A 25,838-nucleotide genomic window follows, 5' to 3' on the forward strand; every position below is an offset into this window, starting at 1 on the left:
CAGTTATGTAAATAACTGGGGTTATTTTTTGCCTGAAAAACACTAGTTCCCGCTCTTCTCTTAAAACTTAGCCCTAAGACTTTATCTTCCTCCGACAACTATAATAGCTAAATTACAGACAAAAAAAAGCACCAAGACCATCAGCCTTAGTGCCATTGATTGTACTTATACTCACGCTAACAGCATATTAACCGTTACTCGAAGTGCCAGTAACCTAAGTTTACCCATTCAATCAACAGTTGACCAAAAACTTTATCTTCCATTAATACTTCAAGTTCTTTAGCTGACTGTTCAGTAGTGTTACATAACGTCTGTACACTTGCCGCAATGCTGGCATCAAAATCATAACGCTCGCCATCGATAAAGCAACTCGTTGGCATCTCAGGGAAGTATAATGTCTTCAATCCATTCACTTTACGCAAATAAGATTCCATGCCAATTTCATCTAACACAATCGCATAATCCGCAATGTAACCACCTTCAGGTGCCACTAAATCTAATTCGTGTGCAGATTCACTGTAATGACGACCAAGGAAATCATGCATAACGCTTTTATCAGCCATTAATGATGTCATGATGTCTGTTAAACCTTGTACTTCGCCTGATTTGATAGAACCGTGCTGAGTACGTGGTTGTAACTTAGGATCGCTATAACGAACAAACTCTTTGTCTTGTTGCAATAGGTAATCACCAAAGTCGTTTAGCAGCTCTTTTTGATCTTGTGCGCGAAAACCAACTGAGTAGTTAATCGCTTCGCCAACAGCATAACCTTCATGCGGAGCATAAGGTGGAATATATAAAATATCACCAGGTTCTAATACGGTATCAATAACAGCATCAAACGCTTCACAATGCTTCAGAGCACCGTTCGCAGCAAACTCTTGAGGATTCATATCTTGAGCACCCACACGCCAATGACGCTTGCCTAAGCCTTGAATAATGAATACACAATAACGATCGATATGCGGGCCTACACCACCAGTATCAGTGCTGTAAGAAACCATCAGATCATCAAAGCGCCAGCTAGGAATAAAATTAAACGTATTCGCTAATTCAGCAGAAGGATCATGCCAGTGATTAATCGCTTGCACTAGAATTGCAGCGCCTGGTTTTTCCATACGTTCAAAGTCAGTAAACGGACCGCACTTCGCTTCCCATTTACCTTCTTCACGTGAAACCATACGTGATGTAATTTCTTCTTCCATCGCTAAACCAGCAATTTCATCCGGGCTGATTGGATCGATAAAGTCCTTGAATCCCGCTTTAATTAACAGTGGTTTTTTCTGCCAATAATTTTCCATGAAGTCAGCAATATCAAGATTTAATTTATACATAGTCAACCCGCATTCAATAATCGAAGTAATAGAGCGCGTATCATAGGTATTTTACTGATAATAGCAACAAAAAAAATCCCAAGGAATGGGACATTGCATTAAGTACTGTAGGCCAAATATTAGTTCAATGAACTAGACCGGGTCTCACGATCAGAGTAAGAAACTATTTAAGTAAAGAACGAAGACCCTCTTTTCTATTGAAGTCTACAGTTTTTAAACAATTCCCTATCACATCTAATCTATCCGGATATTTAACGACTTGCTCTAAAATAAGGCAAGAAGAGTAATACTTTGTATAACGTTTATAATTGTCCGATGAAACAGAGCTAAATTTCATCTTTGATTTTTCAATACACTTCTGAGCAGCATTATTTAATTCAACTAAACACTGCTTTTGAGTTATTCCAAAACAAGTTGAATACTCAGGCTGATCACAGAACAAAGATGGAGCATTTTCGTTTAACTTTTCCATTACAACTTCAATAACAACTTCATCTTGGTTATTGCTCATAGTACAACCAATAAGTAATAAAGCCAAAGTAGCAGTAACGTAATGCTTCATGAATTTATCCTATTAAAATTTTCAAGCCAATGACTAAGTTAAACATAAATTTTAAGTTTAAATACCGTCTAGGTATTTCAATCTTCTTTTCGCTTTAAGGTAGCCTTGCTCTGCTGCTTTGCTGTACCAAATTAAGGCTTCACTATTATTTTTAGTTACTCCGAGTCCCTTTTTATACATATCTCCAAGATTGGTTTGTGCATAGATATTTTCCTGTTCGGCTGCCTTACGATACCAATTTATCGCATCACTGTAACTCTGAGCGACGCCATGTCCGGTTTCATACATAATACCAAGACTATTTTGCCCTCTGGCATCCCCCTGTTCTGCAGCCTTGCGATACCAACTTACCGCTTCGTTGTAATTCTGAGTAACACCTTGTCCTTGATCGTACATATTACCAAGATTTGTTTGTCCCCTTGCATAACCCTGCTCTGCGGCCTTGCGATACCAACTTACAGCTTCACTGTAACTGTACACGACAGCAAGTCCTTCTTCGTACATATAACCAAGATTTGTTTGCCCTCTGACATCTCCTTGCTCAGCCGCCTTACGATACCAATTTACCGCTTCGCTGTAGCTTTGAGTAACACCTAGCCCATCTTCATACATTTCACCAAGGTTATTTTGCGCTTGAGCATGGCCCTGCTCAGCCGCCTCACGATACCAAGTTATTGCATAACTGTAACTCTGAGCAATACCACGTCCATATTTGTACATAAGACCAAGATTTAATTGCGCGATCGCGTAGCCCTGTTCAGCCGCCTTGCGATACCAAATTATCGCTTCGCTATAACTCTGAGTAACACCGAGCCCGTCTTCGTACATATAACCAAGGAATATTTGCGCTCGAGCATAACCCTGTTCAGCAGATTTTCGGTACAAACTTGCAGCTTGGCTATAGTTCTGGAGAACACCGTCACCGTAATAATATTTATGCGCTAAATTATACTGTAAAGAAGCCAGACTCTGTTCTGCAGTTCCTGACGTTTCATTCGTGTTTGAACAACCAGAAAGTATAAGAAAGGCAGCAAGAGTGACAATTAATAAATTACATTTCACTATAAATCCTTTTGCGTGATGATGACTTTAAACTGTGAAACGAAGTGAAAAAAAGCCTGTGTTAATACCAGCCAATAGCATCCATTATAGATGAATTTACTGGCATTATTAATATGAAAAATCCACAACAAACACAATTTAATTATCTTTATGAACAACACCTTATCAATTAAACAGCATAAGGTAAACGGTTAACGACTATTGGTAATTATTCTTAGCTAATTTAATGCATTTCAGCTTATTTTGATAAATATCCCAAGGGTTTAACTACGATGAATTTAAAGGGAGACTCCAATAGCCTAATTCAGACACACTCATGGTGTACCGCCATTACGCAGATGGTTATAGTAGCCCTTTAGAAGGAGTCAACTGCACATCCATAAAAATATGCTTTTGCTCATGATGAATTTTTAAGTGGGGGGGAGTAAGAATGTAATATAAAACTTAAACAACGCACCGAATCAATCAATAGCTAAAAAGAAAGATATATATTTTTTACATAAAAATTACTAATATTCAGCACGTAATTATCTCTACAAGGCCTTATTTAAAACGGTGTTGACTAATTTATAGCGTTAATCGAATAGGTAATTTAATTACCTCATAATTATCAGCGTCTTTGGATACATAAATGAGCATTGCGTCTTGAATATACAAGCTAACGTTCTCTTACAGCTTTCAATTTTTTGCACATAACCCTTTCCTATTTTAGCCCACATAGATAAAAGTAACGATGCTGCTGCGCTTGAACACTACACAATGAATGAGACTAACGATAAGCTCTAGTTAGGAAAAAATACGACAAAGAATTAAAATCCCCGTGGATATTATATAACATAATTTCCACGGGGCTTATTAACAAGCAATAACACAGGGTTACAAACTTGGTAACACCATGATTAAATTAACGACTAAAATTAAGCATCACTGAACGTGAATCGCCTTCATTAAGCGTCACAATATTACTATTGATGTCATCATCTTTCGTCATCACATTCTCATCTTGAGAAAGCTTAGCACTCACTTTAATCGATGGGAATTGTGACATTTTCATTTGCTCCATCATCGCATCACTATCTGATAATGAGATAGTTAATGGAAATGTTGGGTTCGTGACACGTTTAACAGCCAGTGGCGCTTTAGGGCCAACTGCCGCTTGAACGTAAACATACAGATAGCCTTTAAGCTGCGTTTGGTCAGCTGTAATAGTGATTGTAACTTGCTCATTACCCACAGCGGCTTCATTTGCGGCTGCTACAGGTCGGCTATCAGTTGCAGTATCAACTACAGCTGGTGCAGTACCACCTTTCGCTTCAATCTGTTTTCTTGCATATTCAATACTACCTTGAATCATCTCGATACGATCTGGTTGGCCAGTAAGTAACGGTAACATACGTTGCCATTGCTCAATTGCGCCAAGGTAATCTTGGTTTTCTAACGCCATGAAAGCAGAAGTAGATAATACTTCGATATCGCCAGGTTTCTCTTTTTTAAGATCCATCAATATTTTACGTGCTAAGTTATTTTTATCAGGATCATCACTCAGCATTAATGCTTGCGCATAACCCGTCACGATTGATGTGTTCATCGGTGCTAATTTATAAGCACGGTCCATTGCAATGAATGCCGCGTTTGGATCACCTAAAGCAACGTTTAGACGACCCAATAATAACCAACCAAATTCATTATCCGACTCTTCTATCATCTTAGTCGTCAATGCTAGTTTAAAGTCGGAGATCTCTTGATCAGTAACTATATCACCTTCATTCATTACGCGATTTGTTAGCTCAGGTAAACGTGAATATACATCTTCCCAGTTAGCTACCTTTTCACGAGCACCTAATGTCATGTACAAAGCCACAGAAAAGACCACTAAAAACACAACACCAGCAAGCCAGATGAATGGTGAGTCAGCGGTATTTTCTTTTTCCACTTTCTCATCAATAACGTCATCCAGTAGACCACGTTGCATTTCATCAATAAACTCTTCGCTTTTATCTAACAAGCCTTGATCTTCATCGTCAGCTAATTCGCTAATACGACTTTTATAAAGGTCTTTGTTTAATTGGTCTCGTGTCGCGCCTGTTAACTTGCTCTCACCCGTAACAGGAATAACAAATGCCAGCGCGGCAACAATCACCAATACAATACTTACTATCCAAAATAACAACATGCTATTTCTCGCTATCCTTTAAAATTTTGGCCAAACGGTCTTTTTCCGCACTCGATAACTCTTCGTCGCGCTCATCCGTTTCAACACCGACTTTACGACGACTGTTACGAACAATAATCAGACCACCAAATAATACGAATAAACCTGGAGCAACCCATAAAATGGCCGTGCCTAAGGTTACTGGCGGTTTGTATAAAACAAAGTTACCAAATCGATCAATCCAGTAAGTAACAATCTGATCTTCATCCTGACCTTCGATCACCATGTTATAGGTTTTTTGACGCATATCTTTGGCGATCGAGGCATTTGAATCCGCAAGGTTATTATTTTGACATTTAGGACAGCGTAATTCTGCCGTTAATGTTCTAAACAGGGCTTCTTGTTCTTCAGTCTCAAAGTCATAGACATCAATAACCGCCGCAACACTAAAACTGAGCATTAAAGTCATTAATACGAATAATTTTTTCATCTTAAGTCCTTATTTTAATTGCTCATAAACAGCTTTCAATTCACCATTCCAATTACGCGGGTTAATATCACCTACGTGCTTGTATTGAATAATGCCTTTACTGTCGATGAAAAAGGTTTCTGGCGCGCCGTAAACACCTAGGTCAAGACCTAACATGCCATCAGGATCATAAAGACTGATCTTGTATGGATTATCTAATTCTTCTAACCATTTCAACGCTTTTTTACGCTCGTCTTTGTAGTTCATACCAACAATATAAACACCGTCTTCAGCAAGTTCATTTAAGTACTTATGCTCGGCGTAACACGTTGGGCACCACGTTGCCCATACGTTTAACAGCATAGGCTTACCTGATAACACACTCTTATCGTGCTGCAGTTCAGGCTCAACTAAATCGTTTAATGCAAACTCAGGAACAGGTCGACCAATGAAGGTCGACTCTAAAACGGTAGCGTCACGAAATAAGCCAATGTAAAGGAAAATAGACACACATAAAAATACAATTAGGGGTATTAGTCGTGTTATTAACTGTTTCTTTTTTTTCACATCATTAGTCATTATTTTTGTCCTAATTATTGCGCTTTCGCTGCACGTTTATTCACAAAACGATAGCGGCGATCAGATACAGCTAATAAACCACCGATAGACATGACTAAGCCACCCCACCAGATGAAACGAATAAAAGGTTCGTAATAAATACGAATTGCCCATGAATCATCTTCTAACTGTTCACCAAGTGCGATATAGAGGTCGCGAGTTACACCCCAATCAATTGCAGCTTCAGTCATTGGCATACCACGTTGAGCTAAGTAGTTACGTTTTTCTGCGCGTAATACCGTTTCAAACTTACCGTTTTTACTGACCTTAAATACCGCTTCATAACCTTCGTAGTTCGCACCATTTGATTCAGCAATACGATCAAACTCAAATAAGTAATCAGCAAATATAACTTCATCACCCGGCACCATACGTAAGTCTTTTTCGATTTTGTAATTCTGAGTGGCAGAAATACCAATCAGCATCATTGCTAGGCCAATGTGACCAAGTACCATAGCCCAATGGCTACGACCAAGTTTAACCATGCCCGACGCAAAACTATGGCGATGCGTTGCTCGGATATACACTTCTAACGCACTCGTGATAATTACCCAGAATGCTAATGCAAAACCAACAACTGCAACAATTTTAATTTTATCCGCAAAGATTGCTGGTAACGCGATCGCTAACACTATGCTAGCAACAGCAATTACAGCTAGCTGTGTAAACAGTGGACGTAAGTCACTTTCTTGTTTCTTCCAACGTAATAACGGTGCAACACCCAAGGCAATTGCGAACGGAATAATGATATAGAAGAAGATATTATTAAAGAATGGCACACCGATTGAAATCGAGCCCATACCCAGTTCTTTATGTACCAGCGGTAACAAAGTACCAATTAGTACAACTAATAGCGCTGCAATTAATAATATGTTATTCACCAACAAGAAAGTTTCACGAGAAAACAGACCGTATTTACCACGACTCTTAATCTCTGAACCTTTTACTGCGTAAAGCAGTAATGAACCACCTACAACCGCGATTAAAAAGGCTAAAATAAACAAACCACGCGCAGGATCTGACGCAAATGCATGCACAGATACCAATACACCAGAACGTACTAAGAAGGTACCTAATAGACTCAGGCTAAAGGCCGCAATCGATAATAGTACTGTCCATGATTTAAACACACCACGTTTTTCACTTACAGCAAGTGAGTGAATCAACGCAGTACCTGCAAGCCAAGGCATAAATGATGAATTCTCTACTGGATCCCAGAACCACCAACCACCCCAGCCGAGTTCATAATAAGCCCACCAACTACCCAATGCGATACCAGATGTTAAGAATACCCAAGCAACTAATGTCCAAGGACGAGACCAACGTGCCCATGCCGAATCAAGACGACCAGCCATTAATGCCGCAATCGCAAAAGAAAAAGCAACAGAAAAGCCAACATAGCCCATGTAAAGCATAGGTGGATGGAAAATCAAACCAATGTCTTGTAGCAATGGATTTAGGTCATTACCATCGAGTGGTAAGTAAGGTAAAGTACGATCAAATGGATTCGACGTTAACAAAATAAACAAGTTAAAACCAATCGCAATCATACCCATCACAGAAAGTACACGAGCGAGTGCGACCTTAGGAATACCACGGCTAAACACAGCAACAGCAGCAGTCCAAATAGCTAATGTTAAAGACCAAAGTAATAATGATCCTTCATGACCGCCCCACACAGCAGATATTTTATACTGTATCGGTAATAATGAATTTGAGTTAGTCGCAACATAACCGACTGAAAAATCATCAGTCGCGAATGAGTAAGCTAAAACAGAAAATGAAAGACTCATTAGCAAAAATTGCATAATGGCTAATGGTTTAGCACTATTAATCATACCAGGATGATTAATCTTTGCGCCAATAAGTGGATAAATTGCCAGCAAGAACGACAACGCCGTCGCTACAATTAAACTAAAATGTCCTATCTCAGGAATCATTACAAACTACCTTATTTAGTTTCGTTACCGTATTCTGGTTTCATATGCTTGATGCCTTTAATTGCTTCAGCAACTTCAGGTGGCATATATTCTTCGTCATGTTTAGCAAGTACTTCAGAAGCGGCAATCACATTAGCGGACTTCAGTACACCTTGTGCAACAATCCCTTGCCCTTCACGGAATAAATCGGGCAAGATACCTTCGTATTCCAGTGTAACTAGGCCGCCTCTGTCATCACTTAAGATAAAGCTAACTTTAAGATCTTCCATGTTACGTTTAACAGTGCCAGGCATCACTAAACCACCAATACGTAAACGCTGACCAATTTCAGGCTTGACCTTATCTTCACCTAAGCCTTCAACAAGTTGCGTCGGCGTGTAAAATAAATCAATGTTCTGTTTTAATGCGTATAGAACAAGGCCGGTCATACTACCTAAACCAATGACAATCACCAGAGCAATAGATAAGCGTTTTTTACGTCTTGGGTTCATAGAGTATTCTCCATTTTTTCAGCAGCGCGCATTCGCTTAATACGTTGATGCTTATTTTTAATTTCGTTAATAATTTGGCGACGTTTGACAATAGTACTCACTGTTAATGAACCTAATGTCAGTACGCTAAAAGCCACAGCTAGCCAGACATAGAAGCCGTAACCCCCCATCGCTAAAAAAGCAGAAAAGCTATCAAATTGCATGTTACTTGTCCTCGATAAATAATTTTTTCACCCAAGGTCTGTGCGACTCACGGGTAATTAACTCATTTCTAAAGCGCATCAAGGTCAAGGTACCAAATAGTAAACCGAAGCCTAATAAGTTAATCAGTAATGGCCACAGCATATCGGTATCCATCGACGGTTTATCGAATTTACTGATAGTGGCTTTTTGATGTAGGGTGTTCCACCATTCAACAGAATAATGAATAATAGGCAGATTAATGACCCCTACTAAGGCAAGAATACCCGCAGCACGACCTGCTAATATTTTGTCACTAAACGCACCATAAATGGCAATGACACCAAGGTATAAAAATAATAGAATAAGTTCAGATGTTAAACGCGCATCCCATACCCACCAAGCACCCCACATAGGTTTACCCCATACTGCGCCAGTGAATAATGCGATGGCTGTAAATACCGCACCAACAGGTGCAATCGCAGCCACAGCTATGTCCGCCATTTTTAATTGCCAGACTAAGCCAATAAAAGCAGCGATTGCCATGCTTAAGTATGCCCCCATAGATAATGACGCGGCAGGTACATGTAGATAGATAATACGGAAGCTATCGCCTTGTTGATAATCAGCGGGCGCGAATGCAAAGCCCCAAATCATTCCGATTGTCAGTGATATAATACTAAATAGCGCAAACCAAGGCAGCATTTTACCGGCCAAATTATAACTTACTTCTGGTTTCGCATAAGGATGGAGCCATTTCCACATATTAAACTCTCTACATAAATAACGGCTCAATTATATGAACCTAAATAATGATTGAAACTAACTTTACTTATCTTTAACTAACAATTTAACTCAGGCTAACCCGCAGTGATGCGGCAATAGCAAACGGTGATAAAGTAACTGACGCTGCAAGCATCGCCCCTAAAATCGCCACAGGTCCAGAATAGGAAACGCCAAAACTAGCCGCATCAATGGCACTGGTTGCAAAAATCAATACCGGAATAAATAACGGTAAAATAAGCAGACTCAGTAATACGCCTCCCTTACGTAAACCAACAGTCAATGCCACACCTATCGCACCGACAAAGCTCAGCACTGGCGTACCCAATAACAGGGTAATAAAAGTGGCCATGAAGGTATTCGCATCTAATGATAAAAATACTGCCAACAAAGGCGACACAAATAATATAGGTAAGCCAGTCAGTAGCCAATGTGCTACCACTTTTGCCGTCACAATAAGTCCTAACGGGGTGTCCGTTAGCATCAACTGCTCTAATGAACCATCGAGGAAGTCATCTCGAAATAAACGCTCCATCGACAATAGCGCCGATAATAATGCCGCGACCCAGATAACGCCAGGGGCAATACGTAATAATAAGTTTGGCTCAGGGCCTATTCCTAACGGAAAAAGAGTAATCACGATAATAAAAAACCACAGTGGATTTAAAATATCTGATTTACGACGAAAAGCCGTGATCAATTCACGCTTTATCACCTGTATAAAAACAGCAAACATATTAATACTCAGTTAAGTGTTGACGGGTTAAGGTGATCTTACGTAAACGTCCCACAGAAAATTGTAAATCTTGGTGCGTTGTAAGAATAACGTAACCACCTTTATCTGCATGGGCTAAAAATAAACGCTCTAATACTTTCACACCATTTTTATCTATCGCAGTAAAAGGTTCATCAAGGATCCACAATTTTTTGTCAGACAACCATAGACGCGCTAAAGCAATACGACGTTGCTGTCCAGCTGAAAGGTGACAAGCTAATTGATCTTCATAACCTGCAAGGCCGACTTGTGCAAGCGCTTCCCAAATTTTCTCTTTGGCGACAGCTTTATGCATGGCATGGTAGAAGAATAGATTTTCAAATGCGGTCAGTTCTGCTTTTACACCAGGTAAATGACCAAGGTAGAGTAAGTCTTGATGATAGCTTTCACGATCTTCTAAAGTGTTATTTTTCTGCCAAAGAATATGACCATCTGCAGGCGATGAAAGTCCGGCTAATAAGCGCAACAAACTGGTTTTACCTACGCCATTAGGGCCTTCGACTTGAATTATTTCACCACTCGAAACGGTGAAACTAAGATCAGAAAACAACACGTTATCTTCACGTATACAACTTAACTTAGAAACTTCCAACATACTTTTCTATTCTTTCAGCATCAATCTGAGCGAATATTAACATATTCCGGCTTTAAGCATAATTAAGCGATATCAATAACCGGTCAAATATAAGCAATTAAAGTTACTTTTTATGGAAATTTAATAATAATTCTGCTTCTGCGCGCGGTAGCTCGCACTCACGCATGATTTCTTCAAGACTTGCTCCAAGTTCAACAAGCTTCACGGCACGCGTATAAAAACGACTATCAGGGTCTTGCTGTTCGTGTGTAGTCATCTCTTCTTTCATTTCGTCTTGCTGGAACTTAGTTTGCTGTAATTCCGATGCCACGCCTTGAATTGCACCACCAAGGTTAATATTTGAAGTACTTAACTCAATGATTCGCTTTTGAAGTGAATCTCTTGATTTAGATAAATCTTTGAGCAATAAATTATGCGTTGCCTGCAGCTTGGTTAACTTACGAAATAATACAACGCAGCCAATAACCGCAGCAACAGCAGCAGTAATCGCAACGCCAGATAAAATCAAAGCAAGCATATTCAGTCCTTCAATAAAGTAGAAATTAAAAAAGCACTGTAACAATCATTACAGTGCTTTTCTAGATAGAAATAAGAAATTAAGCTTACATGCCGCTTAATTCCTCCCATTCGTCATCACTCAAAAACTTATTCAAATCAACAAGAATAAGTAACTCGCCTTCACGGTTTGATACGCCTTGAATGAATTTAGCGCTTTCATCAGTACCCACATTAGGTGCCATATCAATTTCTGAAGAACGTAGATATACCACTTCAGCAACACCATCAACAAGAATACCAATCACTTGCTTTTCAGCTTCAATGATAACAATACGTGAATTTTCACTCACTTCAGATGGCATTAAACCAAAACGTACACGCGTATCAATAACAGTGACAACATTGCCACGTAAATTAATGATACCAATAACGTAATTTGGCGCACCAGGTACTGGGGCAATTTCTGTATAGCGTAATACTTCTTGTACTTGCATTACGTTAATACCGTAGATTTCATTCTCTAACTTGAATGTAACCCATTGTAATACTTCATCTTCAGCTACATTTTCCACTAGGTTTCGAGACTGACTCATGTTTTATTTCCTTCTACTATTGCCCATGAATATTGATGCCATTATCCAGCAATTTAATCATTTCGGTTACGTGTAATAATACGCACATACGGGATTTAACCATGCCAGCCAACCAAGGTCGACTACCAGGTGTACTTCGCCATTTAATATCATTACTGTTTAAAGTTTCAGTACCATGCAGGCTTTCACAGCCTAGTACCCAATTCGACTGACTTAATTGGATCTGATATTTATAATCTATCTCACCCATATTTTGCTCTGGCATAACCCATAGAGCAGTATCGACAACACTCAATTTCTGCTCTCGGTGCTGCATAAGACCTAAATACCAATCCGGTTTACCAAATAAGCTGCTTACTGTTTCGTTTTGATGAATACCACCAAGCTCTGTCAATGGCACCGCAAAAATAACCCCTGCGACTTCAAAAAACAGTGCTTGAAAGTGCTCTTCTAACTCAATATTTTTCCATTGCTCAACAGGTTCAGATTCCTGTACTATCTCAACGTCCGATACTGACACACTTTCCACATGATTATCTAGGATAGTATCACTTTCTGCAGGCTCAATTGTTAGCTCTGTTTCAGTAATGATAATATCCGCTGGTGTGATCGTTATCATGGTATCAGTGCTTTCAGTTTCAACATCAACATCAACATCAGGAACAGTCTGTATTTCTGTCGCATCGACATTATCTAATACCGACAAATCAATATCAGCTAAGTCAATATCAATGACAGAGCCTAACAATTGATCTAAATCGCTTAATGACCCCGAAGCATCTGGCTCAGGTATTTTAAAGTCATTTTTTATCGTTAGCTCTGTTTCAGAAAATAAGGGTGTTAATACTTCCTGTGACTCTTTCGTTAACTCTTTTTTTAACGTGAATTTAGGCACTACCGTTTGTTCTACAGCTGCCTTCGCGGCCTGTGGTTTTTCAACAACAGGCTCAGATAGCATGGATGTGAAATAATCATCCAACGCAGAATGCTTTGTGTGCTTATCCATACATTCGGTCCTGTTCAGCCTCAATCAGCAAATCTTGTAGTAATGTGGCATAGGCTGCTACACCTCGACTACTTCGAGTATACATAGATGGCGGCATATGTTTTAAGCTAGCATTTCTAAATTGTGTATCAACAGGGATCACTGCTCGCCAAACATTACGGCTGTAATTCTTCTGCAAGGTTTGTAACGATATCAACGATGCTTTAGTGCGCCGATCAAACATGGTGGGAATCACCGTATACTGAAATTGATTAGTACAACTACGCTGCATAATTTCAAAGGTTTTCACCATGCGATCTAAGCCCTTTAATGCTAGGAACTCAGTCTGTACTGGTACTAAAATACGATCACAACTAGCGAGTGCATTCACCATCATCACGCCAAGTACAGGCGGACAATCGATAAGCACAAAGTCATAATCATCGGAAACTAAGGTAATAATATTCTTAAGAATAAGTCCCATACCATCACGATGACCTAACGTTCTATCTAACGTGGCAAGTGACATTGTCGCAGGTAATAAATTAATACCGCTATAAGGCGTTTCTATTATCGCATTATGAACCAGCTCGGTATCCAGTGTGGCTGCAACAAAAAGGTCAAACAATCCAACGGTTAAATCATCACTATCATAGTTTAGATAACTGGTTAATGATGCATGTGGATCAGTATCAATCAATAATACTCGTTGCCCCTGTTCTGCCAGTAAGCCAGCTAAGGAGATTGCAGTGGTTGTTTTACCAACACCACCCTTTTGATTAGCAACAGTCCAAACTTTCAACTTTACCCTACCTTGCCTGCATGTCGTTACCGACAGCCGACTTCAATATTAATGCGCTCTGCAATTTGTTGCAGGTTCACCTGATCATCAGCCAAACCAGCGTTAACAATTGCTTGTGGCATACCATAAACAACACAAGACTGTGCATCTTGCGCCCATATCGTACTACCTTTCTGTTTTAGTAATTTAGCGCCATCGCGTCCATCTGCACCCATACCCGTGAGTACAATCGCTAATACTTTATCATTATATAACTGAGCTGCAGAACCAAATGAAATATCAACACTCGGTTTATAATTAATCCCTGCAGGGCTTTCTATTACTTTTAAAGTAAAACCACCCGCTTTGTTTTCAATAAGCACCTGCTTACCACCGGGCGCTAAATAAGCGACCCCAGGCTGTAAGCGATCGCCATGCTCAGCTTCTTTTACTTTAATTTGACATAACGTATTTAGTCGTGCGGCAAATGCAGCAGTAAATGTAGCGGGCATATGTTGAATTAACAAAATAGGCAATGGAAAATCACTGCGTAAAGGCGTTAATACATTTTGTAATGCTACAGGACCGCCTGTCGAAGAACCGATTGCCATTAAACTGTATTTTTTACCTGATGCACGTTTTCTTACACGGCTTGCAGTAACTGGCGTTTGAGCTTCAAGTGTCTTGTTATCGACATTAGCAACATGTCTCAAGTTCACAGCACTCGCCGTATGTAATCGACTTGCATCGGCACTTTTACGCGGTAACGTTGCTGTATTAATACGATTATCAGCTGCGACTGTCGCGCTGCGAACTGGTGCTGGTGAAATACGCGGTGTTCTTAATAAACTTCTGCGTTTACTGATTTCTTTAATGTTTTGTTGCAGTAATCGAACAGCTTCCGCTTTGTCTTTCGCTATATCTTCAAATTTTTTCGGTAAGAAGTTAGCCGCTCCCGCTTCTAATGCCGCGATAGTTGATTTAGCACCTTGATGCGTCAATGACGAGAACATTAAAATAGGCGTAGGTGTATCCTTCATGATCGCTTTAACAGCGGAAATACCATCAAGAACTGGCATTTCAATATCCATAGTTATCACGTCAGGACGTAAAGATTTCGCTTTAGTAATCGCCTCTTCACCATTTTTAGCAGTATCAATCACTTCCATTTCTGGATCTGCATTAATGATTTCACTTACTCTACGTCTGAAAAAACTGGAATCATCAACAACTAAAACTTTTATTTTCATCTAATCTATCTACTTCAATGTGTTTACTTCAATGTAAAAGCACACAGGGGTTCCCCCCTGCATCAACAAATTAGCGTTTTGCGTAATGATTTAAGAGACTTGGAATATCTAAAATCAATGCAATACCACCATCACTGGTGATTGTAGCTCCCGCCATACCCGGCGTACCCTGCAATAAGTTATCTAACGCTTTAATAACAACTTCTTCTTGCCCAATAAGGCTATCGACAACAAAGCCAACTTGCTTAATACCAAGCTGAACAATAACCACATGCCCTAACCCACGATTATTCCGCGTGGTGGCTTGTGGGTCCATTTTAGTTAACCAATCATGTAGATAAAATAATGGAATCGCTTTTTCTCTAACAATAATGGTCAATTGGTTATCGACGACATGGGTCTTTCTTAAGTCTAAGTGGAAGATTTCATTCACACTCGTCAATGGTAAAGCAAAGATTTGCTTACCCACCTCGACCATCAAAGTTGGCAGAATAGCGAGTGTTAATGGCACCTTAATTTCAATCGTTGTACCAGAACCCAGTTTTGAGTCGATTGAGATTGTACCATTAAGTTGGCTAATACCAGTTTTAACCACATCCATCCCCACACCACGACCAGAAATATCTGATATCTGATCTTTGGTTGAGAAACCAGGAGCAAAAATAAGGTTGTATGCTTCGTTATCCGAAATCCTTGCCGCTGCATCAGCATCAAGAACCCCACGATTAACCGCAATTTCCTTTAATCGTTCGGGATCCATACCCGCACCATCATCTGCAATTTTCAGACGAATATGATCGCCTTCTTGCGATGCGGCTAAGGTAATATTCCCCTGTCGTGACTTGCCATTTTTCTCACGTACATCAGGCATTTCAATACCATGATCCACCGAGTTTCTCACTAAATGAACTAATGGATCCGCAAGTGCTTCCACTAAGTTTTTATCTAAATCTGTTTCTTCACCAATCAGTTCAAGGTTAATATCTTTTGACAAACTACGTGCTAAATCACGTACAACCCGTGGGAAGCGACCAAATACTTTTTTGATTGGTTGCATACGGGTTTTCATTACTGCGCCTTGCAAGTCAGCAGTAACGACATCCAGATTCGACACAGCTTTCGTCATGTCTTCATCATTAGTTGAAATACCTAAACTCACTAAACGATTACGGACAAGTACTAGCTCACCGACCATATTCATAATTTCATCGAGAGTACGAGTATCAACACGAACTGTTGAGTCTGCTTGTGGTTTCGCTTTCTTCTCTGCTTTTACTGATTTGCTTTCAGTCGCTTTTGGGGCTACAGGGGTCGCAACAGACATTACAGTTTCTGTAGCAGGTGCAGCGGCAGCGGCAGCAGGTTCAGGCTGGGTGGCGACAACAGGATCTGCGGCGCTCACCACATTTTTTATCGTTGCAGCTGCACTTGGCGCATTACCTTTACCATATAACTCATCAAGTAAGTGTTCAAAATCATCATCATTAAGTTCACCACTACTGCTACTCGTTACCGAAGTAGGTATCTCGGCAGCTGGCACTGGAGGGGTATTACTCACACCATGCTGACCAACACCATGCAAATCATCAAGTAGTTTTTCAAATTCATCATCCGTAAAATCTGAATTTGAACTTGTAACTACAGCACTCGGTTTCGTAGCGCCAGTATTAGTTGCTGTTGGTGCAGTACCTTTACCGTGCAGTTCATCCAATAATTGTTCAAATTCAAGTTCTGACATGCCATCGATATCAGTGCTCTTGTCTGATACGGTAGGCACTGCAACTTTCGGTGCTTCAACAACAGTTTCAATCACTACTGAAGGAGCAGCCTCAGGTTGAGTAAGCAAATGAAGTTGATGAATTAATGCCGCATCTGCAGCAACCAATGGCTCACGTTCTTGAATCAATGCAAACATCTCGTTAACACAATCCAATGATTTTAGAATGACATCCATCAGCTCTGGTGTTACTGCTCTTAAGCCATTACGTAGGCTATCAAACACATTCTCTGCACCGTGGCAAATATCAACTAATTCAGATAGTGCTAAAAATCCTGCGCCACCTTTAACGGTATGAAAGCCCCTAAAAATTGCATTAAGTAACTCGGCATCTTCTGGACTTTTTTCTAAATCAACGAGTTGTTCAGAGAGTAGCTCCAGAATTTCAGATGCTTCAATCAGGAAGTCCTGTAGAATATCTTCATCAACATCAAAGCTCATCAATATCTCCCTTAAAATCCTAAACTTGATAATAAATCATCAACATCATTTTGGCCGTCTACTACATCAACACGTTCACTCGCATTCATGATTGGACCTTCTGCCTCAATGCCACTTATTTCTTTTTTAACTGATTCTGTTATTACATTTAGTGGTCTTGAAGCCTCACCAAACATCGTCAACATTTCAACTAATTTAACTTCAACTTCTTGTACCAAATTAATCACGCGACGGATCATTTGACCAGTCAAATCTTGAAAATCTTGCGCCATGAGAATTTCAGTTAAATACTGTCTTAAACTATCGGCATCAGATACTGAAACTTGAAGAAAATCGTCTAATAATTTACAAAGTTCTTTAAATTGACCCAATTGTAAATCACGACTCATCAAGTTCTTCCAATTTGGCATCACTTGTTGAATGCGGTCATTAAAACTATCAGCAATTGGTAAGCAGGCTTCAACTGCATCCATCGTTCTGTTTGCCGCTTTATCCGTCATCTCAATAACATAATTCAAACGCTCACGAGCATCAGGAAACTCATCGTTAGCTAAGCTTTCAATACGCGTATCTAACTGGAAATCTTCTAATGAATCATGTAATTGACGTGTTAACACACCAACTTTTTCAAATAGTGCATCTGAATTTGCATTCTGAATTTTCGTAATTATTTCATTTGCCATCTCAACCTGACCACACTCTAGCAGTGTCACCAGTTCTTTGGCTTCTTCTAATGAAATCAACGATTCTTGTTGTTCACTCATGCGCATCCTTGCTTATTGAATTCGTTCAAAGATTTTCTCTAATTTTTCTTTTAATGTCGCTGCTGTAAATGGTTTAATAATGTAACCGTTCACACCTGATTGAGCAGCTTCAATAATCTGTTCACGCTTCGCTTCAGCCGTAACCATTAGTACTGGAATATGACATAGCGCTTGGTCTTTACGGATCTCTTTAAGTAGATCGATACCTTGCATGCCTGGCATATTCCAATCAGTAACAACAAAGTCATAATCGCCATTTTTTAGCATTGGTAATGCCGTGTTGCCGTCATCAGCTTCATAGGTATTACTAAAACCAAGATCACGAAGTAAGTTTTTAATGATACGTCTCATAGTAGAAAAATCATCGACAATAAGAATTTTAATTTGCTTTTTCAAGTTGTTCTCCAAAATAAGTAATTACAATATTCACAGTCCCTGATCCCATAAATATCTTACTTCAATATTCAAGTACTAGATAAATAGTACCAATTAAACTTAGTCATCTAACCAAGCATGCATACGTGCTTTCACTCGATGCATCGCTTGGCTGTGTATTTGACTCACGCGAGATTCACTGACACTGAGTACTTCCCCGATCTCTCTTAGGTTTAACTCTTCATCGTAATAAAGTGATAAAACTAAGCTTTCTCTTTCAGGTAATGTTTTAATGCAGTTTGCTAATGCTTGCTGAAAACGCTGTTCAGAAAAATCGGCACAAGGGGTGCTTGATTTTCCTTCGTAAACTGAATAGGCATCTTCATTACTCGCGGTCAAATCTTCGACAGCCAATATATGCCCACTATTAACATCCATCAACATACTATGGTAGTCAGTCAGATTTACGCCTAATTCTTCAGCAACATCCGTATCTTTTGCATCCGTACCAGTTTGTTTTTCGATACGGTCAATGGCAGCAGCAATATCACGACCATTTTTATGCACAGATCTTGGAACCCAATCCCCACGTCTCATTTCATCAATCATTGAGCCGCGGATACGAATACCTGCATACGTTTCAAAGCTAGCACCTTTAGAGCCATCAAAATTGCGCGCAGCATCCAGTAATCCAATCATACCCGACTGGATTAAATCATCTAACTGAACACTCGGCGGCAAACGTAGAAGCAAGTGATGGGCAATTCGTTTTACTAAAAAACCGAATTGCTCAACAGCATGATTCTGTTGCGACTGGATGTTACTGTAAGCGGATGCCTTATTCACTTCAATCTTCTACCCTAGCTTTGTTTTCAAACAGGTTCTCAATGAAGAACTCCAGATGACCGCCGACTTTATTCGGTACTGGCCAAGTTGCAGCTCGACTTGCTAACGCTCTAAACGCCAGTGAAGCGGGCGCTTTTGGAAATGCTTCTACAACCACTTTCTGTTTACGAACGGCTTGACGAACACTGTTATCAAATGGAATACAAGCAACAAGCTCTAATGTTGCATCTAAAAATCGGTCCGTTACACGTGTCAATTTAGTAAATAATTCTTGGCCTTCACGTAAACTGCGCACCATATTAGCCACAATTTTAAAACGATGAACACCGTGTTCTTTTGATAATAATTTAATTAACGCGTAAGCATCCGTAATTGATGTTGGTTCATCACACACTACCATTAGGATATCTTGTGAAGCACGGCAAAAACTTAACACCATGTCCGAAATACCAGCAGCAGTATCAACCAACAGCACATCAATAGGTGTTTTCAATTCAGCAAACGCACGGATTAAACCAGCATGTTCTTGTATTGATAACTCAACCATCGAACGTGTACCAGATGTTGCCGGTGCGATTAAGATCCCATTCGGACCTTCAATCAAAATATCATCTAATGTACATTCACCCGAAATAACGTGAGAAATATTTTTATGTACGCGTAAACCGAGTAAAACATCGACATTTGCCAATCCAAGATCGGCATCTAAAACCATTACTCGCTTGCCTTGGGCTGCGAGAGATACTGCCATGTTCAGTGTTACGTTAGTTTTACCTACGCCACCTTTACCACCTGAAACGGCAATGACTTTAACTTTTTTGTTATTACTCATTTGTCTTAGACCACTTGCTTGATCGAAAAAAATATTTTTATTCATTACTATTTATCATCGCCTAACCAAAAATGCGTATCGTTTTGTTCTTCTAGCGTATCTCTGTTCAGTACAGTACGAACTAATTGCTGCGCATTGGCTGAATCTATATCTTCAGGAACCCTTTGCCCATTTGTTATATATGCAATCGGTAGTTCATTTTGTATTAGTACGCTTAAAATCTCACCTAAGCTTAAACTTTCATCCACTTTACTTAAAATACAGCCTGCTAACGGAATGTGATGAAAATGCTCTAATGTTTCTTGTACAACCCTACGCTGTGCAGTTGCAGGGACAACCAAATAGTTACGAATCACGACTTTTTCATTATTAACTAATGTATCTAACTGCTCGGATAAACGTTTATCACGCTGTCCCATACCGGCAGTATCAATCAAGACTAAACGTTTACTTCTTAACTGATACAAGTATTGTGCCAACTCTGCTTCATCACGGGCAACCTTAACAACACAACCCATAATACGGCCGTAAGTCGCTAATTGTTCGTGAGCACCAATACGATATGTATCAGTAGTAATCAACGCAACATTCTCTGAACCATGCAACATGGCAAATTTTGCCGCTAATTTGGCGATAGTTGTCGTTTTACCAACACCCGTTGGGCCAACTAATGCAACAGCACCGCCTTTGCTTAAAATATCATCTTTCGCAATAAGAACGCTGTCCGTCAGTAGCCCTTCAATCTGCTCCCAAGCCGACTCAATCGAACACTTTTCAGCCACACAGTTAGCTAACTGGTCTGCAACCTCTTCGGTAAAACCAATCTTGACCAAATATTTTATCAACATAGCACGAATAGGTTCATTACGTTCAACTTCCTGCCACTGTAATCCTGATACTTGGTGCTCAAGCAACTTTCGGATTGAGGCAAGTTCTGTCTTCATCGCACTTATGTCTTGTTGGTTGTCACTTTTCGGTGTCGTAGACTCAAACTGCTTATAACCACTTTGTTGAGAAGAGCGCGCCATACCATCACGCATTTCATTTTGTTCAGCGAGTGTTGCCGGTGCAGTATTTGGACGTTCAGCAAAGCGACGAGCGACAGGTTTCTTTAAAAAACTGGTGTCCCAATTATTAGGTTCACGTGCATTATCATCGTTATTTATTGCTTGTGACATTTGCTGTTTATGTTCTTGCTGACGTGCCAATAAGCTCGCTAATGAGTCATTTGGCGCGACAGGTCGCTCTGGGTCTGCTTGCTGTGACAGTTCATTATTCATTAATTTTTTGAAACCGAATTTAGATGCCGATAAATTGACGGAGTCTTCAGAAAGTTGACGGTCTGATTTATTCGCTACAATTTTTGGTTCGCTTGCTTTTTCAGGCGCGACAGGCTTACTTTCAGAGAAATCCACAGCAGCAACGATTTCAATACCACCAGTGACCTTTTTGTTAGACATAATAACAGCGTCAGGGCCAAGAACCTCTTTGACTTCAGCCAATGCCGCTCGCATATCTTTGGCAAAAAAGCGCTTTATTTTCAACTTAACATCCTTAGTTCTGTTCGCTACTTAAATTTTTTATTTACGTGTTATTGACCAACAACACTTACAATTCGAATCTGTTTATCATCAGGTACTTCTTGATATGATAATACGCGTAATGAGGGTATTGAGTACTTCACAAATTTCGCCAATGTGGACCTTAATACACCAGAGGTCAGCAAGATTGCCGGTTGTCCCGCTAATTCTTGATTTTGTGCAACCTCTGTTAATGAGGTTTGCATTCTTTCAGCTAAACCAGGTTCAATACCCGCACCTTCACTACCAGCAGCCTGTAACGACTGATGTAATATTTGCTCTAATTCTGGAGCCAATGTTACGACAGGTAATTCACTGTCAATACCATTTATATCTTGAACAATCATGCGGCGTAAGCTTACACGGCAAGCAGAAATCAACACTTCTGGATCTTGCGTTTTAGTACCATATTCAGCCATTGTTTCAACAATGGAGCGAATATCTCGAATTGGCACATTATCATGTAATAACCCTTTCAACACTTTTACAACAACCCCTAACGGTAAAATTTCAGGGACTAAACTTTCGACCAGTTTAGGGTGTGTTTTCGCTAATACATCTAATAAATTCTGCACTTCTTCATAACCGAGTAATTGCGCTGCATTGTTCAGTAGTAACTGACTCAAGTGTGTAGCAACAACTGTAGCTGAGTCAACAGCTGTATAACCCAAGGTTTGCGCTTGATCACGCTGTTGAGGGTTGATCCATAAAGCAGGCAGGCCAAAAGCGGGGTCTATGGTTGAAATACCATCAATCTTGCCATATACCTGACCCGGATTAATGGCTAACTCTTTATCATGGAAAATTTCAATTTCACCATTTGAAACTCCCATAATATTAATACTATAACAATTTGGTGGTAATTCGAGGTTGTCACGAATATGCACAGCGGGCACCAAAAAACCTAATTCTTGAGAAAGCTTCTTACGAACACCTTTAATACGGTTTAATAACTCACCACCTTGGCTCTTATCAACCATAGGAATAAGTCGGTAGCCGACTTCCAGACCGATCGTATCTACGGGTTTAACATCGTCCCAGTCGAGATCTTTTTGATCATTCAAATTCGCTTTAATATCTGCATCTTCTGGAATGTTGTTTTTTTCTTCTTCGCGTTTGGCTTCTGCTTTCATTAACCACCACGCCCAACCACCAGTAATCACACCAAAGCCGATAAAAGCAAGGTGTGGCATACCTGGTACTAACCCCATCACGGTCATAATGACAGCAACAACAGCCAATGCTTTTGGATTAGCTACCATTTGGGTCGTAACTTGAGTGCCGAGCTTTTCGTCTTTATTTTGACGAGTAACAATGATCGCTGCGGCGATAGATAAGAGTAATGACGGTATCTGAGCAACCAGGCCATCACCAATGGTCAATAATGTATAAATTTCACCGGCTTCCGCAAAACTTAAATCATGCTGGGAAATACCAATGATAAGGCCACCGATAATATTAATAAATAAAATCAATAAACCAGCGACCGCATCACCTTTTACAAATTTACTGGCACCGTCCATCGAACCATAAAAATCAGCTTCTTGAGTGACTTCTTCTCGGCGTGATTTGGCTTGCTCTTGGTCAATAATACCTGCGTTCAAATCGGCATCAATGGCCATCTGTTTACCCGGCATAGCGTCGAGCGTAAAACGCGCACTTACTTCCGAAATACGTCCAGCACCTTTGGTTACCACAGCAAAGTTAATAATCATTAAAATCATAAAAACAATGAGACCGACCGCCAAATTTCCGCCGATCACAACAGAACCAAAGGCATCGATAACTTGTCCGGCAGCATCACCACCTTTATGCCCTTCTAGTAACACCACTCGAGTTGATGCAACATTCAGGGCTAAGCGTAGTAATGTTGCAATTAATAACACTGTCGGAAATGCTGCAAAATCAAGTGGTTTATTGACGTATACCGAGACAAGCAGAATTAATAACGATAAAGCGATATTAAAAGAAAAGAACACATCTAGTAGGAATGCAGGTATCGGTAATACAACCATGCCGAGTGTAGCTAACACAACTATCGGGGTGCCGATATTTTCTAACGCAATCGCTCTTTTACCCCAGATTTTTGACAGATTTGTTGCTACTTGCATTACGAGACCTCAAAATTTTATGCTTGATAGTATAAAGCAATAATCATACCTAAGGCAAAAGCATTAGGTGCTGAAGTCCCAAAATGACGCTAATATTTTAGATCATCAGGAATATCGATGGTTTTTGGTAACGGTTTAGGCCGATTACCTTTACGCTGCTTAAATTGTTCAAGCTGATAAACATATGCAAGTATCTGTGCGACCGCGGTAAATAACCCTTCAGGTATTGGATCATCGATCTCAGTGGTATGATAAATAGCACGTGTTAAAGCCGCAGATTCTAAGATTGGTACTTTGTGTTCTTTTGCCATTTCACGAATACGAAATGCCACTTGATCAACACCTTTAGCCACAACTTTAGGGGCGGCGTTACCGGTTTTTTCGTATTTTAACGCCACAGAATAATGCGTAGGGTTGGTAATAATCACATCAGCATCAGGAACATCACCCATCATACGACGTTGCGATACCTCCATCTGCATTTGTCGGATCTTACTTTTTAACTGTGGATTACCATTCACATCTTTCATTTCATCTTTAACTTCTTGCTTGGTCATCCGCAATTCTTTGGCATGCTTCCAATATTGATAAGGCACATCAATCGCGACAATAATAATCAAAGACGCACACAACCAAATAAAAATATCCGTCAAAAAATTCAACGATTGGATAATCGAAATATGTAATGGCTGGAGACTAAACTCCATAATCTGTAAAAATTGTACTTTTAACACCAATAAGGCAATCGTCACAACAACCGCAACCTTGGCAATTGATTTAATCAATTCAACCATGGCTTGCGGTCCCATCATTCTTTTAAGACCCGCTTTAGGAGACATTTTTGATGCTTTTGGACGAATGGATTCACCACTAAAAACCATGCCCCCCATAAGAATATTGCCGATAATACCGGCAAAAAAACCCACAATCATAATACCAAAAAGAGGCCAAAATAACGGTTTAACACTCACACTTACAATTTCAAGCAAAGCATCAGGGCTGAATACTTCTTCACGCTTAAGTTGAAATAGGCGTGTCATATTAGTCACAAGCGCACGGGCAAGTGCATCACCAAAAGCAAGGAAAGCCGCACCACTTGCCGTCAGAACCAAGGTTGTCGCGAGTTCTTTCGAACGTACTACCTGACCTTTTTCTCTGGCTTGGGTGAGCTTTTTCTCGGTGGCGTCTTCGGTTTGTTCTTGTCCGTCTTTTTCAGCCATGAGGAAATACCTTTATCCTAATGTGGTGAGCGGCGTTAATACACACAAGCATTATTGAGCAGCGAACAAATCAATTCACCCGCTCTCTGCCATTGGGCATTAAAATGAAACATAAAACTTTTTAATGATAAGTAAATAATAAATAAGCCTGCGACCATACCAACCGCGAAACCTAAACTAAATACGTTGAGTTGTGGTGCAGCTTTGGTCATCACACCAAATGAAAAGTTAATCACGAGCATAGCAACAACAGCAGACAATGACATACTCAATGCAGCAGCAATCATTACCGACATCCAGCCCGCTATTTCATAGTACTGAACAGCCATTAAACCAGAGGCCGAAACGGGGAGTGTCTCAAAAGATTTAACGACTGTTTCAATCATAAATAAATGACCATTAACAGATAGATAAACCAATGTGCCTAGTAAAATATAGATTTGACCAATAACAGGTGAAGTCTGACCTGATGCAGGATCGGCCATTGCAGCGAAACCTAAACTGGTTTGCATCGCAATAATTTGCCCCGCAATAACAAATGTCTGAATCAACATAACGGTGACAAAGCCAATCGCAATGCCAATCAAGCTCTGTTGCAGAATAATCATAAAACTGCCTAAAGAGAACAACTCTACATCTGGCATAGGTGGTAATACAGGCGCGACCATAGCTGTAAGGGCAAGACAGTAAAATAATCGAATCATGGGTGGCGTTGTTTTCGCACCACTGACTATCATTACCATAACCATGCCAGAAAGACGTGCAAACGGCCAAATATAACTAGCCATAAACATCATAATATCAGCCGATAGAATCTCCACTAA

26 protein-coding genes are annotated in these 25,838 nt (G+C 40.0%); all 26 read right to left on the reverse strand.

The window, feature by feature from the left end; translation table 11 throughout:
• Positions 1 to 194: 194 nt before the first annotated feature.
• Positions 195 to 1,334, reverse strand: coding sequence for a cupin domain-containing protein (locus BT797_RS08000; protein ID WP_075471608.1), 1,140 nt, complete (start codon positions 1,332 to 1,334; stop codon positions 195 to 197).
• 163 nt (positions 1,335 to 1,497) lie between these two features.
• Positions 1,498 to 1,896 (reverse strand): hypothetical protein, encoded by a 399-nt coding sequence (locus tag BT797_RS08005; RefSeq protein WP_075471610.1) that lies wholly within the window; start codon positions 1,894 to 1,896, stop codon positions 1,498 to 1,500.
• A 57-nt stretch (positions 1,897 to 1,953) separates the two neighbouring features.
• The gene (locus BT797_RS08010) at positions 1,954 to 2,958 is read right to left on the reverse strand and encodes an SEL1-like repeat protein (protein ID WP_052678375.1); all 1,005 of its coding nucleotides are present in this window, start codon (positions 2,956 to 2,958) and stop codon (positions 1,954 to 1,956) included.
• A gap of 904 nt (positions 2,959 to 3,862) precedes the next feature.
• Positions 3,863 to 5,131, reverse strand: coding sequence for a c-type cytochrome biogenesis protein CcmI (ccmI, locus tag BT797_RS08015; protein ID WP_045111331.1), 1,269 nt, complete (start codon positions 5,129 to 5,131; stop codon positions 3,863 to 3,865).
• Position 5,132: 1 nt separating this feature from the next.
• A complete protein-coding gene (locus BT797_RS08020) occupies positions 5,133 to 5,600 on the reverse strand; it encodes a cytochrome c-type biogenesis protein (protein WP_045111332.1) in 468 nt (155 codons plus the stop codon).
• A 9-nt stretch (positions 5,601 to 5,609) separates the two neighbouring features.
• Entirely contained in the window at positions 5,610 to 6,158 is a 549-nt protein-coding gene (locus BT797_RS08025) for a DsbE family thiol:disulfide interchange protein (protein ID WP_075471612.1), read from the reverse strand.
• Between the two features lie 14 nt (positions 6,159 to 6,172).
• Entirely contained in the window at positions 6,173 to 8,137 is a 1,965-nt protein-coding gene (locus BT797_RS08030; protein WP_075471614.1) for a heme lyase CcmF/NrfE family subunit, read from the reverse strand.
• Positions 8,138 to 8,148: 11 nt separating this feature from the next.
• Positions 8,149 to 8,628 (reverse strand): cytochrome c maturation protein CcmE, encoded by a 480-nt coding sequence (gene ccmE, locus BT797_RS08035; protein ID WP_045111335.1) that lies wholly within the window; start codon positions 8,626 to 8,628, stop codon positions 8,149 to 8,151.
• On the reverse strand, positions 8,625 to 8,831 hold the full coding sequence (gene ccmD / locus BT797_RS08040; RefSeq protein ID WP_045111336.1) for a heme exporter protein CcmD: 207 nt from the start codon (positions 8,829 to 8,831) through the stop codon (positions 8,625 to 8,627). The genes ccmE and ccmD overlap by 4 nt, the downstream gene beginning before the upstream one ends.
• Before the next feature lies 1 nt (position 8,832).
• Positions 8,833 to 9,573 (reverse strand): heme ABC transporter permease, encoded by a 741-nt coding sequence (locus BT797_RS08045; RefSeq protein ID WP_045111337.1) that lies wholly within the window; start codon positions 9,571 to 9,573, stop codon positions 8,833 to 8,835.
• An 85-nt stretch (positions 9,574 to 9,658) separates the two neighbouring features.
• Entirely contained in the window at positions 9,659 to 10,327 is a 669-nt protein-coding gene (gene ccmB / locus BT797_RS08050) for a heme exporter protein CcmB (protein ID WP_045111338.1), read from the reverse strand.
• A gap of 1 nt (position 10,328) precedes the next feature.
• Positions 10,329 to 10,961, reverse strand: a complete 633-nt coding sequence (gene ccmA, locus BT797_RS08055; protein ID WP_045111339.1) for a cytochrome c biogenesis heme-transporting ATPase CcmA — start codon at positions 10,959 to 10,961, stop codon at positions 10,329 to 10,331.
• A 103-nt stretch (positions 10,962 to 11,064) separates the two neighbouring features.
• The gene (locus BT797_RS08060; protein ID WP_045111340.1) at positions 11,065 to 11,478 is read right to left on the reverse strand and encodes a DUF2802 domain-containing protein; all 414 of its coding nucleotides are present in this window, start codon (positions 11,476 to 11,478) and stop codon (positions 11,065 to 11,067) included.
• 85 nt (positions 11,479 to 11,563) lie between these two features.
• Complete coding sequence (locus tag BT797_RS08065) at positions 11,564 to 12,052, reverse strand: chemotaxis protein CheW (protein WP_075471616.1); 489 nt, start codon at positions 12,050 to 12,052, stop codon at positions 11,564 to 11,566.
• A gap of 16 nt (positions 12,053 to 12,068) precedes the next feature.
• Positions 12,069 to 13,058, reverse strand: coding sequence for a chemotaxis protein CheW (locus BT797_RS08070; protein WP_075471618.1), 990 nt, complete (start codon positions 13,056 to 13,058; stop codon positions 12,069 to 12,071).
• Entirely contained in the window at positions 13,051 to 13,839 is a 789-nt protein-coding gene (locus tag BT797_RS08075; protein ID WP_045111343.1) for a ParA family protein, read from the reverse strand. Before BT797_RS08075 ends, BT797_RS08070 begins: the two co-directional genes overlap by 8 nt.
• A gap of 26 nt (positions 13,840 to 13,865) precedes the next feature.
• The gene (locus BT797_RS08080) at positions 13,866 to 15,068 is read right to left on the reverse strand and encodes a protein-glutamate methylesterase/protein-glutamine glutaminase (RefSeq protein ID WP_045111344.1); all 1,203 of its coding nucleotides are present in this window, start codon (positions 15,066 to 15,068) and stop codon (positions 13,866 to 13,868) included.
• A 70-nt stretch (positions 15,069 to 15,138) separates the two neighbouring features.
• A complete protein-coding gene (locus BT797_RS08085; protein ID WP_045111345.1) occupies positions 15,139 to 17,286 on the reverse strand; it encodes a chemotaxis protein CheA in 2,148 nt (715 codons plus the stop codon).
• A gap of 11 nt (positions 17,287 to 17,297) precedes the next feature.
• Complete coding sequence (locus BT797_RS08090; RefSeq protein ID WP_045111346.1) at positions 17,298 to 18,050, reverse strand: protein phosphatase CheZ; 753 nt, start codon at positions 18,048 to 18,050, stop codon at positions 17,298 to 17,300.
• Between the two features lie 12 nt (positions 18,051 to 18,062).
• Positions 18,063 to 18,446, reverse strand: a complete 384-nt coding sequence (cheY, locus tag BT797_RS08095; RefSeq protein ID WP_017220961.1) for a chemotaxis response regulator CheY — start codon at positions 18,444 to 18,446, stop codon at positions 18,063 to 18,065.
• A 99-nt stretch (positions 18,447 to 18,545) separates the two neighbouring features.
• Positions 18,546 to 19,271, reverse strand: a complete 726-nt coding sequence (locus tag BT797_RS08100; RefSeq protein WP_045111347.1) for an RNA polymerase sigma factor FliA — start codon at positions 19,269 to 19,271, stop codon at positions 18,546 to 18,548.
• A 1-nt stretch (position 19,272) separates the two neighbouring features.
• The gene (locus BT797_RS08105; protein ID WP_045111348.1) at positions 19,273 to 20,148 is read right to left on the reverse strand and encodes a MinD/ParA family protein; all 876 of its coding nucleotides are present in this window, start codon (positions 20,146 to 20,148) and stop codon (positions 19,273 to 19,275) included.
• 2 nt (positions 20,149 to 20,150) lie between these two features.
• Positions 20,151 to 21,647 carry a flagellar biosynthesis GTPase FlhF gene (gene flhF / locus BT797_RS08110; RefSeq protein ID WP_045111349.1) on the reverse strand — a complete coding sequence of 499 codons (1,497 nt, stop codon included), beginning with the start codon at positions 21,645 to 21,647 and terminating at the stop codon, positions 20,151 to 20,153.
• Between the two features lie 47 nt (positions 21,648 to 21,694).
• Positions 21,695 to 23,794: a flagellar biosynthesis protein FlhA gene (gene flhA / locus BT797_RS08115; RefSeq protein WP_045111350.1), complete on the reverse strand. Its 2,100-nt coding sequence runs from the start codon at positions 23,792 to 23,794 to the stop codon at positions 21,695 to 21,697.
• A gap of 89 nt (positions 23,795 to 23,883) precedes the next feature.
• A complete protein-coding gene (gene flhB, locus BT797_RS08120; RefSeq protein WP_045111351.1) occupies positions 23,884 to 25,014 on the reverse strand; it encodes a flagellar biosynthesis protein FlhB in 1,131 nt (376 codons plus the stop codon).
• Positions 25,015 to 25,049: 35 nt separating this feature from the next.
• Positions 25,050 to 25,835 carry a flagellar biosynthetic protein FliR gene (fliR, locus tag BT797_RS08125; protein WP_045111352.1) on the reverse strand — a complete coding sequence of 262 codons (786 nt, stop codon included), beginning with the start codon at positions 25,833 to 25,835 and terminating at the stop codon, positions 25,050 to 25,052.
• Positions 25,836 to 25,838 lie beyond the last annotated feature (3 nt).

Origin of the sequence: Moritella viscosa (assembly GCF_900120065.1) — a bacterium.
In the GTDB taxonomy this organism is placed as follows: Bacteria; Pseudomonadota; Gammaproteobacteria; order Enterobacterales; family Moritellaceae; genus Moritella; species Moritella viscosa.